General features: G+C 50.3%; 13 protein-coding genes. 5 read left to right on the top strand and 8 right to left on the bottom strand.

The window, feature by feature from the left end:
* Positions 1 to 4: 4 nt before the first annotated feature.
* Entirely contained in the window at positions 5 to 1,057 is a 1,053-nt protein-coding gene (locus BTA51_RS00745; RefSeq protein ID WP_094705287.1) for a thioredoxin domain-containing protein, read from the bottom strand.
* A 52-nt stretch (positions 1,058 to 1,109) separates the two neighbouring features.
* A complete protein-coding gene (locus BTA51_RS00740; protein ID WP_094705285.1) occupies positions 1,110 to 1,796 on the bottom strand; it encodes a TetR/AcrR family transcriptional regulator in 687 nt (228 codons plus the stop codon).
* Positions 1,797 to 2,041: 245 nt separating this feature from the next.
* Here BTA51_RS00740 and BTA51_RS00735 point away from each other — a divergent pair, with 245 nt between their 5' ends.
* The 3 genes from BTA51_RS00735 (at position 2,042) to BTA51_RS00725 (ending at position 7,373) form a co-directional block, all read left to right on the top strand.
* Positions 2,042 to 5,776, top strand: coding sequence for a DUF1631 family protein (locus tag BTA51_RS00735; RefSeq protein WP_094705283.1), 3,735 nt, complete (start codon positions 2,042 to 2,044; stop codon positions 5,774 to 5,776).
* A 302-nt stretch (positions 5,777 to 6,078) separates the two neighbouring features.
* A complete protein-coding gene (locus tag BTA51_RS00730; RefSeq protein WP_094705281.1) occupies positions 6,079 to 6,336 on the top strand; it encodes a hypothetical protein in 258 nt (85 codons plus the stop codon).
* A 248-nt stretch (positions 6,337 to 6,584) separates the two neighbouring features.
* Positions 6,585 to 7,373 carry a DUF3592 domain-containing protein gene (locus BTA51_RS00725; protein WP_094705279.1) on the top strand — a complete coding sequence of 263 codons (789 nt, stop codon included), beginning with the start codon at positions 6,585 to 6,587 and terminating at the stop codon, positions 7,371 to 7,373.
* 118 nt (positions 7,374 to 7,491) lie between these two features.
* Here BTA51_RS00725 and lpdA read toward each other — a convergent pair whose 3' ends face one another.
* Positions 7,492 to 9,654 (bottom strand): dihydrolipoyl dehydrogenase, encoded by a 2,163-nt coding sequence (gene lpdA, locus BTA51_RS00720; RefSeq protein ID WP_094705277.1) that lies wholly within the window; start codon positions 9,652 to 9,654, stop codon positions 7,492 to 7,494.
* Positions 9,655 to 9,927: 273 nt separating this feature from the next.
* On the opposite strand from lpdA, the gene hemB reads away from it, so the two are divergent.
* Positions 9,928 to 10,941, top strand: a complete 1,014-nt coding sequence (gene hemB, locus BTA51_RS00715; protein ID WP_256385691.1) for a porphobilinogen synthase — start codon at positions 9,928 to 9,930, stop codon at positions 10,939 to 10,941.
* Positions 10,942 to 11,004: 63 nt separating this feature from the next.
* Positions 11,005 to 13,134, top strand: a complete 2,130-nt coding sequence (gene ppk1 / locus BTA51_RS00710; protein WP_094705275.1) for a polyphosphate kinase 1 — start codon at positions 11,005 to 11,007, stop codon at positions 13,132 to 13,134.
* Between the two features lie 94 nt (positions 13,135 to 13,228).
* On the opposite strand, the gene BTA51_RS00705 is transcribed toward ppk1, so the two are convergent.
* From BTA51_RS00705 to BTA51_RS00685, 5 genes are all read right to left on the bottom strand, one after another.
* Positions 13,229 to 13,696, bottom strand: coding sequence for a hypothetical protein (locus BTA51_RS00705; RefSeq protein ID WP_246840870.1), 468 nt, complete (start codon positions 13,694 to 13,696; stop codon positions 13,229 to 13,231).
* A 474-nt stretch (positions 13,697 to 14,170) separates the two neighbouring features.
* Positions 14,171 to 14,428 (bottom strand): YfhL family 4Fe-4S dicluster ferredoxin, encoded by a 258-nt coding sequence (locus tag BTA51_RS00700; RefSeq protein ID WP_094705271.1) that lies wholly within the window; start codon positions 14,426 to 14,428, stop codon positions 14,171 to 14,173.
* Between the two features lie 154 nt (positions 14,429 to 14,582).
* Positions 14,583 to 15,074 carry a pantetheine-phosphate adenylyltransferase gene (gene coaD, locus BTA51_RS00695; RefSeq protein WP_094705269.1) on the bottom strand — a complete coding sequence of 164 codons (492 nt, stop codon included), beginning with the start codon at positions 15,072 to 15,074 and terminating at the stop codon, positions 14,583 to 14,585.
* Positions 15,075 to 15,139: 65 nt separating this feature from the next.
* Complete coding sequence (locus BTA51_RS00690) at positions 15,140 to 16,732, bottom strand: GMC family oxidoreductase (protein ID WP_094705267.1); 1,593 nt, start codon at positions 16,730 to 16,732, stop codon at positions 15,140 to 15,142.
* Entirely contained in the window at positions 16,729 to 17,319 is a 591-nt protein-coding gene (locus BTA51_RS00685) for a hypothetical protein (RefSeq protein ID WP_094705265.1), read from the bottom strand. Before BTA51_RS00685 ends, BTA51_RS00690 begins: the two co-directional genes overlap by 4 nt.
* Positions 17,320 to 17,346: the final 27 nt, after the last annotated feature.

Below are 17,346 nucleotides of genomic sequence, written 5' to 3'. Positions count from 1 at the left end.
CCGATCAGTTCGAGGTGCCCAATGCTGCTTTAATATGGTCTTTCAATGCATTTTCCAAATCACCGCCACGGTAGGCAATGCCATTGATAAAAATGGCTGGAGTGCCGGTCAGCCCCAGTTTGGTGGCTTGGGCGGTGGAGCGCTTAAGTTGCTGTTCGCTCTTTTCTGCATCAATACAGGTGGAAAGTTTCTCCGCATCCATGCCCAGCTCTGTTGCCAGCTCCAGAGCGACATCGCGACTGATACGCGCCTGATTGGCGAACAAGGCATCATGATAGTCCCAGAATTTCTCCTGCTCGTTGGCGCAGAAAGCGGCTCTGGCCAGCGTTCGGGATTGATCCCCGAGAATAGGAAAATCAATCATGACCAGCCTGACCTGGTCGGTATTTTCCTCCTGAACCTGTTTCAGCGTTGCCGCAGCTGCTTTGCAGTGTGGACAACGATAATCCGCAAACTCCGCGATGGTCAGAGGGGCATTTTCCGGTCCTTTGGATGGATAACCCGACAGATCCAGTGACACAGACGGTGCTTCTGGCGGTGTCAGGTTTACAGTCAACAGACCCTGGCTGACAAGATCGTCAATCAAGCGCTGCTCAGCCCGGCCCAGGCGGTCACGATTCAATGCGTTCTTCAAGGCATCTTTAATGGCATAGAATGGCTGTGAGATTTGTGCTTTGTTAATTTCGTAGAACCTGGAAACCTCATCGTCTGAAATCGGCTCGACATCAATCAGTTCATTGCGGACTTCTTCGCGGGTCTTGCCGCTCTCACGAGCCAGTTTGTCCAGATGTAGCGTGAGTGCTGCCTGTTGTACCTGGCGAACTTTCTGCTCGTAGTTATCCTGATCAAGTGCATACACAGCGCTGGCTTGAGGGTAGGGGAGGTCCTTGACCGTGTATGATTGTTTCATCAGGGTAAACAGCGTGTCGTTATCATCCGGCGTATCAGAGGAATATCCCAGTTTGCCGGAGTGCAAAAGTGTGGCGACGAATAGTCCAAGGGAAAACATAATAATGCCGACGTAAATCGGCGGGACAGATAATTTAGATTTTGCCATAAATATTCTCTTCTAACGCCTTCCAGGCTTTGTTTGAATTCTGATAGCCACGTCACACTTTTGCTTGTGGTGGGACATTGGCAGCTGTTTGTGGTGGGATGTTGGTGACCCCGACAGCCCTTAGACAAAATGCCGTGATTTCATTAATCATCTGTTGCTCTGAGCAATGATGCTCGCTGCTGAAGGCTTCGCTGGTATGCTCTTTGATCAGCGTTGCCAATGGGCCGATCAGGGCTTCGGCAAGTGCCCCTACCAAAGCGGCGCCACTAACTCGTGGATTTTGTGGGCATAGATCTCCGGATTCTACGCCTTCCTGGATCGTGGTCGCGAACAGGTTGGTATAGTGTTCCCGGTAATTCAGCCGCTCCTGATCCAATTGGGGGTCCACTGGCTCGGCTATCAACGAGTATGCCAGGCGGCGACTCCGCAAGGCGCGATCGGCAAAGGTGGAAACAGCCGCCTGCAGGCGGCCGCTGACATTCCCTGGAGCTTCCAGAGCCAACCTGACCTGTTCGACTTCTTTAGTGGTGGCGGCGCGAAAGACTTCCGTGCACAATGCAGACTTGTTGGGGAAATAACGATAAACACTGCCGGTTGCAACGCCGGCACGAGCGGCAATCGCAGAGACGGAGGTTCCTGAAAATCCGAGTTCAGCAGTCAGTTCTGCTGCCGAACGCAGGATCTTCTCGCGTATATATTGTTTGCGAGCAGCAATTTTGGGAGTTTCGCGATAGGCCATAGTGGGTTGCTTGTATTGCTTTTAATCGTTGATATACCGGCCGGCCACTAAGCCAAACCCCGTCTTTTCTGTTGAGGGACTGACCCGTTTGTCCTGCCCGGGAACTGGTCGCCATGAACAAAGTCAAAGCTCTTGATTGTAACCTTGCCAGTTGCCGGTTCAAGTCAATTTTCGTTTTAACTTATTTTCCTATCGCGAATGCCAGTCTAAACTGGGTACAGGAGTGATTACGGATTTTTCTTGGTATGCAGAATCGACGCGCCTACCCAAGATATTCTCTTCAGCATGACGCTCTGATCGTTGCCAAGGGGTTCAGCCCCGCGTCCTGTGGAGTATTGAATATATGTGCCGGCGGAATGTGTCTGGCGGATATAGACTCGTCTGGCCTGAGCCGCCATCTCGCTGATTCTCCTGGTGTACAGGTTGAAGTGCATGTGTTCATCCGAAATCAGCAGGGTGAACAGCACATTACTGTATTGGCGAATGTGCGGCGAGTGCTCGGCAACATTGCAGGTATCGAATTCGCCGAAAAGCAACCGAAGCTACTTGAATCCCTGGTCCAGGAAAAAGACTCCCAATCTGATTCGAACATCCTGTACACCACAAAATCCAAGCGCAACAAACTGAAGACATGGTTTGGCGATGCTTCCCGTCGATTTATTACACCCCTGTTGGAGCAGGTGAGACAGGGGGCTGTACAGAATATTGATCAGCAACTCGTGGACAGCATCAATCTGCATGCGTCCAGTGAATTGAAATACGGAAAGGCTTGTCTGACCGCCCAGCAGGAAGAGTTCAATCGCCACTTCATTGAACAGTGGGAACGTAATCTGAATACTCTGGATGCACGTGCCGGCGATGCTGACGGAGTGAACCTATCTGATCTGCAGGTTGTCGACAAGGGACAGTTCGAAGATTGGCTTGAGTTGCAAATGGCCGTCAGCCGGATCGGCAAGGCATGCCACAATGAATTGTTCATGTTGGATCAGTTTCTGAGCCAGATCTATGCAAGGGAAGTTGACGATCGTGGCAATCCCGTCGCCCCCGTCGTGTTGGGGCAGGCTCTTCATAGTGCACTGAGCCAGCTACAGATTCCCGAATCTGCCCGTGCGGGAATATACGCTGCCTTTGAAAAGACCCTGAGCAGCGGATATAAGGCCCGCCTGCATGACATGGTGGATGTTTTTCAGACGCACGGCTTGCATGCATTACCGTTGGAGACGATTCGAACCAATTGGTCGGATAGCGATCCTGCAAAGGAAAATATTCAGGCCGGTGGGCCGAAGCAGCCGGCATCAGCAGGTGGCGTGGGGGAAGGAAATAACGCTGCCGCCCTGAAGGTCGGTCGGAAAGTAGGGAATGTTCTGCATCTGGTGCAGTTGCATCGCAATAGCGGCAGCACGCCACAGAAACCCGGATTTGTCGATGAGGGGTCCAATGGCGAGCTCATGGAACTCTCCAAAGTCGTGCGCTCGGTACAGTCCGAGTTATTGAAAGCGCTATCTTCTCCACAGCAGACCTTAAGCTCCGCTGTACAGCAGAGCTCCTTTTTCAGGGACATGGATAACGCCAGTGTCAGACAGGAAGATTGGGACATTGTTGAGCTGGTGGACAAGATTTTTGCACCGGTAAGTCAACGTAAGATCCCCTCTGAGCTGCAAGGCGTGATCAACCAGTTACGAATTCCCCTCGTTAATTTGCTGCTGAAAGATCAGAGCTTTCTGGAAGAGAACAAGCATCCTGCGCGTACAGTGCTGAATCACTTTATGTCACTGGTGTCGGCCGACAGGGTTTCCAGTAAAAACCTGGAAAAGCTGTTGAAGCAGGTGGTTGATGAACTGGCCGAAGCCGGAGAAATCAGTCCTGATATGTTGCGTAGTGTGGCACTACGTCTCGAAGAGCTGGTCAGGCGACAGGAAAAGGCTTTTAACCGTAACGCTGAGCGCATAGCCAAAACGCATGAAGGGAAACAGCGGCTGCAGGAAGCCCGCCGCATGATCGCTCGGCGTATTAATACGCTGTTCGCCGGACACCAGGTACCCCAGGTACTGTTGGACCTCCTGGATGCCGGTTGGGAGCATGCCATGGTGCTGGCATATCTCAAGGAAGGGGGAGACAGTGAGACCGTTGCTGACTATTACGCGGTTCTGGAGCAGTTTTTCAATTGGTTGGACCCGGAATGCGACAGTGATGGGGTTTCTTTCGAGCGGGAACTGGAGAGCGCGGCATTATTGGATATGGTGGAACGGGAGATGGCTGTCAGCCCTGACAGCGCCAAAGCCCGTCTGGTTGTCAAAGAGCTACGCCGTATATTTATTGATGAAATTGAACCCCGCTATGTTCAGGTAGAGCACTATCCGCTGGAGCCTTATGAGGAAGAGCCTCAAGAGGCAATTGATACGGCAGGTATAGACGAGCGTTGGCAGGAGCGAGCTCATCAATTGCAGCCGGGTGAATGGCTGGAAGTACGTCTGCAGGACGGCAGTAAGCAGCGGATGAGGCTGGTATGGGTCGGGGAAAATGCATTCAAGTTTGTTTTTCTGAATCCACAAGGCCTGCACGAAGTCCATTATGATTATTCGGATCTGTTGAAAGGCTTGCAGGACGGTCATATTCTACGTGTCGAGGAAGGCGAAGTGCCCTTTGTCGACAGTAGCCTTTACGGCATTGTTGAAGAGTTGTATCAGAAGATGGCATTTCAGGCCGTACATGATCCTTTGACCGGATGCATGAACCGGCACGAAATTGAGAAACAGCTTGAGGTCTCGATTAGCCGCGCCAAATTAACTGCTAGTGAATCGGCTTTGCTGGTGATGGATATAGACCGGTTTGATTTGATTAACAGCACCTATGGAAGTGCGATTGGCGATCGCATGTTGTGTGATTTTCGTGACTGCATCGATCACTGGCTGCAGGATCTGCCGCAGCAAGAGTTGAAGATCGGGCGTACGGGAAGTAATGAATTTGCGCTGGTGATTGAGTCGTGTATTCGAGAACAGGCCCTGGATCTGGCTGATCGTATTCTCCGCAAATTCGCTGCCCACAAATTTGAAACGGAGCTGCAAACCTATTCCTCGACGTTAAGTATAGGCGTCGTCCTGGTGAATGACGACACTATCGATGCGGGTTCCATGTTGGTGGTCGGAACCCGGTGTTGCAAAGAGGCGAAGCGTCTGGGAGGCAACCAGATTCGCCTGCACACCCCTGAAGATGAAGGGCTGTTGAAACAGCAGCAGGTTGAGCGGTGGCTGGCCCGGATAGATCATGGTATCGATAAGTGTAATCTCTATCTGCGGGCACAGCGCATCCAGCCGATGGAAGACAGTGGGCTGCCCTACTATGAGATATTGTTGGGTGTGCAGGATGACAAGGGTAAGCAGACCTCACCGGAGCCCTTTATCCTGGCGGCAGAGAAGTACAAAAAGAATGTCATTGTAGACACATGGGTGGTGTCTCAGGTGGTCGATTGGATGCGGGCTAACCCGGTCAGCCTGGAAAAAATTTCCGGATTTACGGTTAATCTCTCCGGCCACTCTCTCAGTGATAATCAATTCATGGAGTTTCTTGAGCAGCAGTTCAGGCAGGGAGGTTTTCCTGCGGCCAAAATCTGCTTTGAAGTAACAGAGACTGCTGCTGTGCTTAATCTCAATTATACGGCTGACTTCATGCGTGAAATTAAACGGAGCGGATGTCATTTTGCACTGGATGATTTCGGGACAGGTTTTTCTTCCTATGCATATCTCCAGAAGCTTCCGGTGGATTTTCTGAAAATAGACGGCGTCTTTGTCCGGGATATCAACGAAAATATGACCAACTATGCGATGGTCAAGTCGATCAGTGAGCTTAGCCGCTTTCTTGGGATGGCGACCATTGCGGAATGCGTGGAAGATCAGGCGGGCTTGGATGCGCTAAGTGAAATCGGCGTGGAATATGTCCAGGGGTTTTATATCGAGAAGCCTGTTTTGTTGAGCGATCTTTAACACATTTACCCTTATTACCCCTTACTTTCTCTCCCTTTCTGAAAAAGGCACACTCAGTCTGCTAAAACCCGAGGCATTGTGAAGTCTGCTCCCTCAAAGTCCTTTTATTACAGAAGGATACATAAAGAAACAAAAAAAATTATAAAGATGTTGGCGCAACGCAAAAGCTGGTCTATATATATCGAAAAATATGGTTGGGTTTATGGACCAGCGACACGGTTCATCCTGTCGCAAGAATACCAGAGGACGACATTTGCCAAGGGGGGCTTTTAACGAAGTTATTGTCTTTTGGAGAAATGAATATGAGTACTCGCGACGAAAATTTTGAACCGGATTTCCAGAATGATATGCAGGATTCTGATCTGCTGGAAAACGATGAGCCCGCCAAGGAAGTATTCCAGACTGAAACCCAGTCTATGAAAAAAGTTATTCGGGACCAGCTGCAAAGTGATATCGAAGCCTTTCTGCAACGCGGAGGCACTGTTCAGAATATTGAGGACAACGTTCGGGCTGATCCTCCCCGTAAACCCGACCTGCAATATGGTAGTGGACCGATTTAACAAAGATTTAAAAAAAGAATTCGCCTGAATTCTCATTCGGGGGCGGTGAATGAATTATCTGGATAATCATACCGTTAACATCGCCCCCTAAAACAAATTCCTCCTATATCACCGCTTTTTTTAGATTTTTCCCCGAAATGGGAAAGGCTTCACACTATTGCTGTGAGGCAACCCCTTCTTTATACTGAGCGTCGCTGCTTTTCGTATACATAAATAAACATAAATATAACAAACGGATATGCCCTACTATGGATGTGCTAATTCTGTTGATGGGTCTCACACTAATATCGGCTGGGTGGGTTTTACTTTGGGAATTCACCCGTTTCCTGCATTGTTCATATGCGGTGCAGGGCAGAGTCGTATCACTGGAGCCCGGTTATTCGCGTAGTACCCGTCATACCGGCGAAAGACGCTCTTCATATTATTTCTTTCCTATCATTGAGTATTATTGGGAAGGCGATAAGATTCGATTTACCTCCCTGGATGAAAGCTGCATCAGTGGATTGCAGGTAGGAGACCAGGTCCAACTCTCGTTCTCCCGCTCCCGGCGTAAGCATACCCGAATTGGTCGCTTTGCCACGGTAATGCTATGCATGATGGCCATGTTGGTCGCAGGTGTGGTTTCCGGTGCTGCAGTGATGACAGAGGGAGTTGAACTCTTCCACGTACTGTTCGCGTCCATCATCCTCGCAATCTGTCTGTTTATTATTGTGCTCTACATGCGACAGCAGGATGAAACTGCGGTGGACAGTGACAAACACGCACGTCGTTCCGTTCTTAACTGCGTTTTCCTGCAGGAACCCACCAACGTGTGTTATTGGAAAGGACTGTTTACCAACCGCAAGCAAAGGCGCCGCATCGTCATCTCCAAGATGTTTGGTGGTGGATGCCTGGTGTCCGGTTTGATGTTGTTTGTGATGGCCTTGTATGACGGCTACTCCAGCTACACAAACCAGAATCTCGAAGGATATACAGCAGAGTCATCGTCATTCAGTGCGCCCAGTGAAATATCGACGCAGACGCTGTTGGCTAACTAAAGTTAGCTAATTTAAACTAATTGATGTGCCTAATTGACTCTGTAACTTAAACTTTGCCTACAGGGATTGGATACGGGAAGTGGGCTTATCCTCGCTTCCCGGTCAAAGTCTTCATGGGTTATTTGAGCGCTTCACCTGATTGTCCCAATTCCGGTTTGCTAGTCTTTTTTCCCAATTGCCACCGATGCCATTTTGCCAGCCACTCCAGCACTTTGTTGGGCGCATGGGCGCGCTTCCATTCTCCTGCTGCGTATTTATTGGTTTCAGAGAGTGTCGGATAGATATGAATGGTTCCCAGAATTTTATTCAGGCCGATGCCGTGTTTCATTGCTGAGATATATTCCGTAATCAGCTCGCCGGCGTGATAGCCGACAATTGTCGCGCCAAGTACCTTGTCTTTACCCGGAACAGTCAGCACTTTGATGAACCCGTGGGCTTCATTATCAGCAATGGCGCGATCCAGGTCATCAATACCAAACCGGGTTACTTCGTATTGGATGCCCTGCTGTTTGGCTTCTTCTTCGCTTAATCCAACGCGAGCGACCTCTGGGTCTGTAAAAGTGGCCCAGGGAATGACTCGATAGTCCGCCTTAAATTTCTTGAAACCGCCAAACAGGCTGTTCACTGCCGCATACCAGGCTTGATGGGCTGCCGTATGAGTAAATTGGTAGGGGCCTGCTACATCTCCCGCTGCATAAATGTTGGGAACGGGAGTCTGTAAGTACTCGTTTACTGGAAGCGTGCCATTTGGATTGGGCTTGAGATCAATGTTCTCGAGGCCGAGATTATCCGTGTTGGCTTTGCGACCTACGGCTAGCAGGACTTTATCAAAATGGATCTCCTTACTTTGGCCGTTATGCTCGCAAATCAGGAAATCCTTTCCATCGGACGTTTTACGAAATTCCTTGGCGCTATGATTGACCAACACCTCGATGCCTTCCTCGCGGAAGCGACGCTCAATGATCTCTGATACGTCCGGGTCTTCCCGCGGCATCAGGCGTGGAGCCATATCTACTTGTGTAACTTTGACGCCCAATCGGTTAAAGGCCTGGGTCAGTTCACAGCCTATGGGGCCTCCTCCTAGAATCAGGAGATGTTCCGGTTTTTGCCGGATATCCCAGATATTGTCAGAGGTGTAATAGTCGACGTTTTCAACACCGGGAATTGGCGGCACAAAAGGGCGTGCGCCGGTCGCAATGACAATATTGCGGGTGGTCAGAACTTTGTCACCCACTCTCACCCGAAAAGGATCCAGAATCGTGGCTTCGCCTTGGATGCACTCAACACCGAGTGATGTGTAGCGCTCTACGGAATCGTGAGGCTCTACCTGTTTAACGACCGATTGAACCCGCTCCATGACAGCGCCGAAATCAACTTGACTGTTGTCGACTTTCAGGCCGAACTCTTCCGCTCGGTCGATGTAATGTGCCATCTTGGCCGAGCGAAGCAGAGCCTTGCTAGGGACACAGCCTGTATTTAGACAGTCGCCACCCATTTTATGCTTTTCAATCAGGGTCACATTGGCTTTGACGGCTGTTGCTATGTAGGAAGTGACCAACCCGGCAGAACCAGCTCCAATCACGATCAGGTTGCGGTCGTAATGTACTTTTCTGGACTTGATGAATTCCATTAGCCGCTTGGCAATAAAAGGAAATATTCCCAGCAGCACAAATGATCCGAGCAGTCCGGGAGAGAGGATATCTGAAGTCGATTCGATCTGGCCCAATTGGGTTCCCGCATTCACGTAGACAAACGTGCCCGGCAGCATTCCAAGTTGGCTCACCCAGAAAAATGTGCGGGTTTTCAGTGGCGTAAGTCCCATGACCAGATTGATAACAAAAAATGGAAACAGGGGAACCAGTCTCATTCCAAACAAGTAAAAGGAACCCTCTCGCTGGATACCCTGGTTAACCGCACGAAGGGATTCACCGAACTTGTTCTGAACCCAGTCCCGTAACAACAGCCGGGACACGAGGAAGGCTGTTGTAGCTCCCAAAGTACTGGCAAATGACACCAGGATAGTCCCTTCAAATACGCCGAAAATTGCGCCGCCAATCAACGTCATCACCGCAGCCCCGGGAAGGGAGAGTCCTGTGACCAGGACATAGATCATGAAATATAGAGCCGCTGCTTTCATCGGGTTGGCGGCGGTATAGGCAATAATCTGACCTCGCTGGGTTTCAAAGTACTCCAGGCTCAGGTACTGCCCCAGATCGAAAATAAAAAAACATCCTATTAGCGCAATGACCAGAACGAACAGTCCGGCTTTTTTCTGGTTCATGACATATTTCCGTAATAATTAACCGTTATTAAGAATGAGCTGATGTGTTATCCATGCCAAGGGCAGTCTTCATATACTCATCAACTGCGCAATTTTCATCGATTGCCCTGAGTGGCCTGGGTTTACTTGGCGTATAGATAGACAGTACTCAACAGAGAATAGTTCATTTTTATTCAGGACGAGCTGGCAAGGATAACCGTTAAGACTATTCGCATCATGGAAAACAAAGGCTTATCATGAGGCTTTCATTTTCTGATTCGAAAGGGTTGTACCGTGACAAAAAGTTTTGGCCGCCGTTATCCCATTACCAGAATGCGTCGAATGAGATTCGACGATTTTTCCCGCCGCCTGATGCGTGAAAATGTTCTAACGTCCTCCGATCTTATTTATCCCATGTTTATTTTGCCTGGCAAGGGGCAGAAGCAGGCTGTTGCCTCTATGCCGGGGATTGAGCGCGTCAGTATAGACCTACTGTTGCAGGAAGCTGAGGAGTTGGTCAGCCTTGGAATTCCCGCGGTCGCGTTATTCCCCGTGACGCCTCAGGATGCGAAAAGTGAAGATGCCCGGGAGGCATACAATCCTGATGGTTTGGCCCAGACGGCGGTGCGGGAATTGAAAAAACGGTTCCCTGAACTTGGTGTTATCACGGATGTGGCTCTCGATCCATTTACGACCCATGGGCAGGATGGCCTGACGGATGAAACCGGCTATGTCATGAACGATGAAACCGTTGAGGTGCTGGTGAAACAAGCGGTGTCTCACGCGGAAGCCGGGGCAGACGTTGTGGCTCCCTCTGATATGATGGACGGCCGAATTGGCGAAGTTCGCCAGGCGCTGGAGGAAGCCGGCCTTATCCATACCCGGATTCTGGCCTATTCTGCTAAATATGCTTCAGCCTACTATGGTCCATTCCGAGACGCGGTGGGCTCAGCTGCAAATCTGGGTAAAGGCAACAAGTTCAACTATCAGATGGATCCGGCCAATTCGGATGAAGCAATGCACGAAATTGCGTTGGATCTGGAAGAAGGGGCTGACATGATCATGGTTAAGCCCGGAATGCCCTATCTGGATATTGTTCATCGTGCCAAGACAACTTTCCAGGTACCGACCTTTGTTTACCAGGTGAGTGGTGAGTACGCCATGCATATGGCGGCAGCCCAGAATGGCTGGCTGGATGAAAGTGCCGTAATGATGGAGTCGCTGGTATCGATCAAGCGGGCTGGTGCTGACGGTATTCTGACCTATTTTGCCAAAAACGCTGCCAAATGGTTGAAACAGAATAATTAAAGGCGTCCTGGGTTCCTCAGGCGTTGGTGACTTTAGTCCACTATTTATTTCAGGTAAGAAAAGATGTCTACGTCCACTCAGGAGATCAGTGTTGCGGAACAGGAAGTTTCGGAACCGGTGGTTGAGGAAATCGACCTCAGCAAAAGTGAATATTACTTTAACCGCGAGCTGAGCCATCTTCAGTTCAACGCCAGAGTTCTGAATCAGGTGCTGGATGAATCCCATCCCTTGCTGATGAGGCTGATGTTCAGCAGTATTTTCAGCAGCAATATGGATGAGTTTTTCGAGATCCGGGTCGCAGGACTGAAGCAGCAGATCAAATACGGTCGCGAGACCGTCGGCGCTGATGGCATGTCTCCTTCTCAGGCTTTGCAGGCCATATCAGAACAGACCCATCTGCTGGTAAAGGAGCAGTACGACCATCTTAATGACCTGTTGATTCCTGCACTTGAGCAGGAAAATATTCATTTCCTGCGTCGCGCCGACTGGAGTGCCCAGCAGCGAGAATGGATTGCAGAATATTTCGATCGGGAGCTTCTGCCCGTAATCAACCCTATCGGTCTGGATCCTAGTCACCCATTTCCGCGCCTGGTGAACAAGAGCCTGAACTTTATCGTGGAGCTGGACGGAAAAGATGCATTCGGTCGTGAGACCGGCTTGGCCATTGTACCGGCACCCAGATCATTACCCCGGTTGGTACGTTTACCCGACGATGTCTGTCCGCCTGGAGATCACCTGGTTTTCCTATCATCGATTATCCATGCACATGCGGATGATCTGTTTCCCGGTATGACCGTTAAAGGTCTGTATCAATTCCGTATTACCAGAAATGCCGACTTGGTACTGGAAGAAGATGATATGGAAGACCTGGCTCAGGCGCTGCGAGGTGAGCTTCTTAGCCGGCGATTTGGTGATGCGGTCAGACTGGAAGTGGCAGACAACTGTCCGGAAGAGCTGATCCAGTTCCTGTTGCAGGAATTTGGCCTGAGTGAATACGAATGCTATCGGGTTGCCGGGCCGGTTAACCTGACCCGGATGACAGAGGTCAACCAACTCGTCAATCGTCCTGACTTGCACTATCCGGGATTTACACCGGGATTGCCGAAGGAGATGCGGCATAAGGAAAATCTGTTTGAGGTTGTCGCCAAGCAGGACATCCTGTTGTTGCATCCATTCCAGAGTTTTACGCCCGTGATCGATCTGTTACGACAGGCTGCGAAGGATCCGAACGTGCTGGCGATACGGCAGACGCTGTACCGCTCAGGCAGCCAGTCGGAAATCGTCGCGGCTCTGGCCGATGCGGCCCGTCGAGGTAAAGAAGTCACAGCCGTTATAGAGTTGCGTGCACGGTTTGATGAAGCGGAAAACCTGGAGCTTGCCAGTCGTCTGCAGGAAGCTGGCGTGATTGTCGTGTACGGCGTGGTGGGTTACAAAACCCACAGCAAAATGATTCTGATTGTGCGTCGGGAAGAGTCCGGTCTGAAACGTTATGTGCATTTGGGAACCGGAAACTACCATGCGGCGAATGCCCGTCTCTATACGGACTACAGTCTGCTTACAGCGGATAACGCCTTGTGTGAGGACGTTCACCGTATCTTCCAGCAGCTCACTGGTATGGGGAAAGCTCTTAAGATCAAGAAGCTGTTCCACGCCCCTTTCACCTTGCACGAAAAAATACTGGAGTTGATTTCCAGGGAAGCAGAACACAGCCGTCAGGGTAAGAAGGGATATATACTGGCCAAGTTCAACGCATTAACAGAGCCTAAGGTGATTGAAGCTCTATATAAAGCTTCTCAGGCAGGTGTGAAGATCGACCTGATCATCAGGGGAATCTGTTGTTTGAGGCCCGGACTCCCCGGTGTTTCCGAAAATATTCAGGTGATCTCAGTGGTGGGGCGTTTTCTGGAGCATACCCGGGTGTTTTACTTCTATAACGATGGGAAAGGCTCTGTCTATGCTTCAAGCGCGGATTGGATGGTGCGTAACCTGTTAAACCGGGTGGAAACCTGTTTCCCTATTGAAAATCGGGAACTGGCTGAAAGGGTCAAGGAAGAGCTGGATTACTACCTCAAGGACAACGTTAGCGGATGGGAATTACTCCCGGACGGTACATACTGCCAGAGGCTACCAGTTGAGGGTGAGGACCGTTTCAGTGCTCAGAGTCACCTGCTGGCGACACTGGCTTCCGGTTGATCAAAAGCGGTCGGTTTTACGATTGCTGGACAGGCGTTGAGCACCTGTCCAGTGAATCACGTTCGAGTTAAGGGCGAAGAACAGGAGGAAGGACTTAGGGCTCGATTAATGGCTCCCCTGTATTTAGCCGCTTGAGCAGGCGTTCGCGCTCCTGGCTTAGGGTGTTGGCCTTGTCTATTCTCTCGCTGTACAGCTCAAGCCAGGTTCTGGATCCTGGAACCATCCTGGCCAAATCGTACATCCCTTCTTTCATGGCCTTCAAAAATTCCTGATTACTTTTTTCCTGCTGTAGCATTAAGCGCTGAAATGTCGGGGCACTGCTGTTCTGTAGCTCTGTACGAAGCTGAGGGAGAGCATCACTCAAGGTGGCTAGCTGAGCCTGGTTTTTAAGCAGTTCGGCCTTGAGGTCTTTCACTTCTGAACGTAATTCCAGTATCTGGGACGAAGAAGCGGATTCTGCGTCGCCTTCCATAGTGCTGAGGATGGCAATGGTGATTGAGACGCTGAGCGTCACGATGATCAGCACGGCCAATAGAAGGAGAAATATCCTATTGGTGGACATGCTCCTTTCCAACATGCTTATTCGCTGGGCTTCACTTATTTGACCGTCGTCTTCTGGTTCCCTAACTGCCATCACGTCTCCCCGTATATAGTCTGGATCTTGTCGTCGTCCAGGGCCTAACTAAACGTCAACAGACCCTAAATATAATTATATGGTTCAAGTTTAGACCAGAAACTTCATAACTTGAATGAATCTCAAGTGATAACCTGTTAATTCAAGTGAAATTAACGAGTGATCCACTGAGCATCGGCTGTAGGTGACATGGGTGTGACAGCCAGAGGGCCGGAATCAAGTTATTGGGGAGTGCGAGTAAAGTCAGGCCGTTGAAGGAGGATCGTTGGTGAAATGAGTATTACTGGTTTGGTCACGTCCCTGTTGTTCCTCTTTCATTACCAGTGATCAGACACCTGTCTCATAATCAGGAGTTCGTTTGAACTCAAACTTAGAATTGCACGGAAAGTTAGGAGCGTCTGATCACGCCGCATTGTTGCCGGTGAGTGTACGGTATTTATCCATGAGTTCCTCTTCAGTCTCCACATGATTGGGATCCAGAGGTATGCAGTCCACGGGGCAAACCTGCTGGCACTGGGGTTCGTCATAGTGCCCCACACATTCTGTGCACTTTTTGGGGTCGATAATGTAAATTTCTTCACCCGGCGAAATTGCTTCGTTTGGGCACTCGGGCTCACAGACGTCACAGTTGATGCAGTCGTCCGTAATGATTAAAGCCATATATACCTCTTGATAACCCGGCCATATGCAGTCCCAGATGTCATACTGAAACTGCATGTTCTAATTGGAAATGTTTGAATTTGGCCAGATTGTATCAAATAACCCGTTACAGGTTCACTATTACCGGCGGAAATACCCTGAGCGAGCAGCTACGCTATGGCTGGTTCGCTTGAGCAAACCGTTGCACTAGTGCGTCGGCGACAGGAGGGGCTACAAACTGCTTAATATCTCCACCCAGAGAGGCGATTTCGCGAATCAGAGTGGACGAAATGTAGGACAGATGATTGGCAGGTGTCAGGAACAGGCTCTCGACGCCAGGGGCCAATTGACGATTCATATCGGCCAGCTGGAATTCATATTCGAAGTCCGAAACAGCTCTTAATCCGCGCAAGATTATATTGGCATTGTGCTGACGAACGAACTCAGCCAGCAGAATGCTGAATCCAACGACTTTTACATTAGGGTAGGGTTTCAGTACCTCGCTGGCCAATTCAACCCGTTCCTCCAGAGTAAAAAGAGGATTTTTCCTTGTGCTGGCGGCTATGGCGACAATCACATTGTCAAAAATGCGGGATGCCCTGGCCACAAGATCCGTATGGCCATTAGTGATCGGGTCAAATGTACCTGGATAGATAACCGTATTCATGCCTTGGAGTGCCCTTATCAGTTGACATGCTTGTTGGCGGCCAAGTGGCGCCAACAAGCGCTAGGCTACGCAGAGTTGAGGTTTTGTGCAAGTTGAGTTGCTTGTCTGGCCGCCATGGCATAGATACTTAGCTGGGGGTTTGCGCCAATGCTGGTGGGAAATGTGGAGGCATCAATCACGCTGAGGTTGTCGATATGATGATGCCGACCGTCGCTGTTAACCACGGATTCTGAAGGATCTTCACCCATGGAGCAGCCTCCCATCTGGTGGGCTGTGAACAATCGGCTCTGCAGGATCTTCAGTTCCTTATTTTCCATCCACTGTTTCGCATCAGAATAACGACTGAAATAGGGGGATTGGTTGTGCAGGAATTTCACCTTTTTTGCTCCCGCGGCAAACTGCAGTTCTGCCATTCGCAGATAGGCTTCTTTCAATGCACGCCAGAGGTAGTCGGTGACTGGATAGTCTAATTCCGGGGTTCCGTCGTTGCGAAGCCTGACCTCGCCTCCGTAAGAGTCCTCATGAAAACCATCCCGGATAAGAGAAAGCACAGCGTTGATATGTGGCAGCTGGCTCATGGTTTGTGCCAGTTGTTCTCCGTATTCGCCAATAATTCCGGCAGATAAAGCTGGAAACATTGGCGGCACTTCCATTTTGAACCCCGCCTCGCCGGTGACTCCATCGCGCCAGTTGAACTCATCGCTGTAGATTGACTGTGGAGCTCCCTTAAATGGCTCTATTTTGTCGGGCATGATCGCCAGGCTGGCATTAACCGGATGTAGGAATGTGCGTTTGCCAATGCGTTTATAGGGATCCGGCGTTTCCGAGCGCAGAAGGACCGCGGGAGAGCCAATTGCGCTTGCGCTGATGACATAGTGTCGAGCCCGGATTTCAATATTTCTGGGCAACAGTTCCTGTGTCACTGGATCGATAGCCTGGCATTGCAGGTTTCGAGTGGATGTGCCCTGAAAGTTCAAGCGGTTGGCTCTCAGGTTATAATACAGGCTGGCCCCTTTGCTCAGAGCTCCGGGGACGGTGGTGACCAACATTGATTGTTTGGCATTGGTTGGACAGCCCATGCCGCAGTACCCGATATTCCAGCACCCCCGAACATTGCGCGGAATCACATGCCAGCTCCAGCCAAGTGTTTCGCAGCCGGTTTTGAGTACTTGGTTGTTAGGGTTGGGAGGCACTGCCCAGGGTTCAATTCCCAGGCGTTGTTCCCGGTTTTCAAACCAGGGACGCATGCTTTCGACGGTAAACCCTTTCAAACCGAGTTTGGTCCAGTGATTCAGAGTGGCTTCAGGCGTACGAAAACTAGAGGTCCAGTTGACGGTAGTGGACCCACCGACTGTGCGCCCTTGCATGATGGAGATACCTCCGTCTGCGGTGGCCCTACTCATGCCTTCCTGGTATAACTTTGGATAGGCATCCAGCTCGTCCATCTTGAAATCCTTGCTGGAGTGGAGCTTGCCTTCTTCCACCATAATCACGCTCAAGCCCGAGCTCGCAAGTATTTCTGCAGTGGTGCCCCCACCGGCCCCGGTACCTATTATCACGACATCGGTCTCTAATACCTGATCCTGAAGCAGGCGGGTCGCATCAACCAGATTCCAACCTGTGCTTGCGCCGGAGGTGTATATATCCTGCACGCTCATCCTGCGACCTCCTGGTTAAATTGTGGTAGAGCATCTTTTAACGCTTGTGGAGGGCCTGGATAACCGGATTTAGCCCAGTTCTCTGATGCTCCGTAGTAGGTCAGTGCGCCCAGTTGCACCAAAGCAATAAAGCCCTGATTAAAGGTTTGAAAGCTGCTATCCCTCCATGAATCCAGAAAGGCGCGAATATCGTCGTTATCGGCGTTCGGCCAGGAGCGCCAGACTCCAGTGGTTAATCCACGGGTTAAAGTGATGGATAAAATATTGAAAAGATCGCCCATCTTTTCTCGATTTGCAGGGCTGAAATGACGAATTCCGTCATCGATGCGAGCGATACTCCGCTCGATTTCTTCATTCGAAAGAGTCGAGGGATGGAATTCTCTACTGACGATCACCGCCAGAACGGCACGCCAGAAATCTGCTGCTTCTTCATCCAGGAAATAGTATTGGGCAGGGCTATCTGGCTTTGCCGGTTGGCTGGTGGTGGCCGCGCAGCCGTTCAGATAAGCCGAGCTGGCAGATATCGCAAAAGGGGTGAGTAGCGATAGTCGTAAAAACTGTCGCCGGGATTGAGTGAGATCTGTCATGACCCTTCCTTTGTTCTTATTTATGCA

It is taken from the genome of Hahella sp. CCB-MM4 (genome assembly GCF_002260525.1).
Taxonomy (GTDB): Bacteria; Pseudomonadota; Gammaproteobacteria; order Pseudomonadales; family Oleiphilaceae; genus Hahella.
The sequence above is the reverse complement of the archived record's forward strand: the minus strand, read 5'-3'. Positions and strand labels throughout refer to the sequence as shown.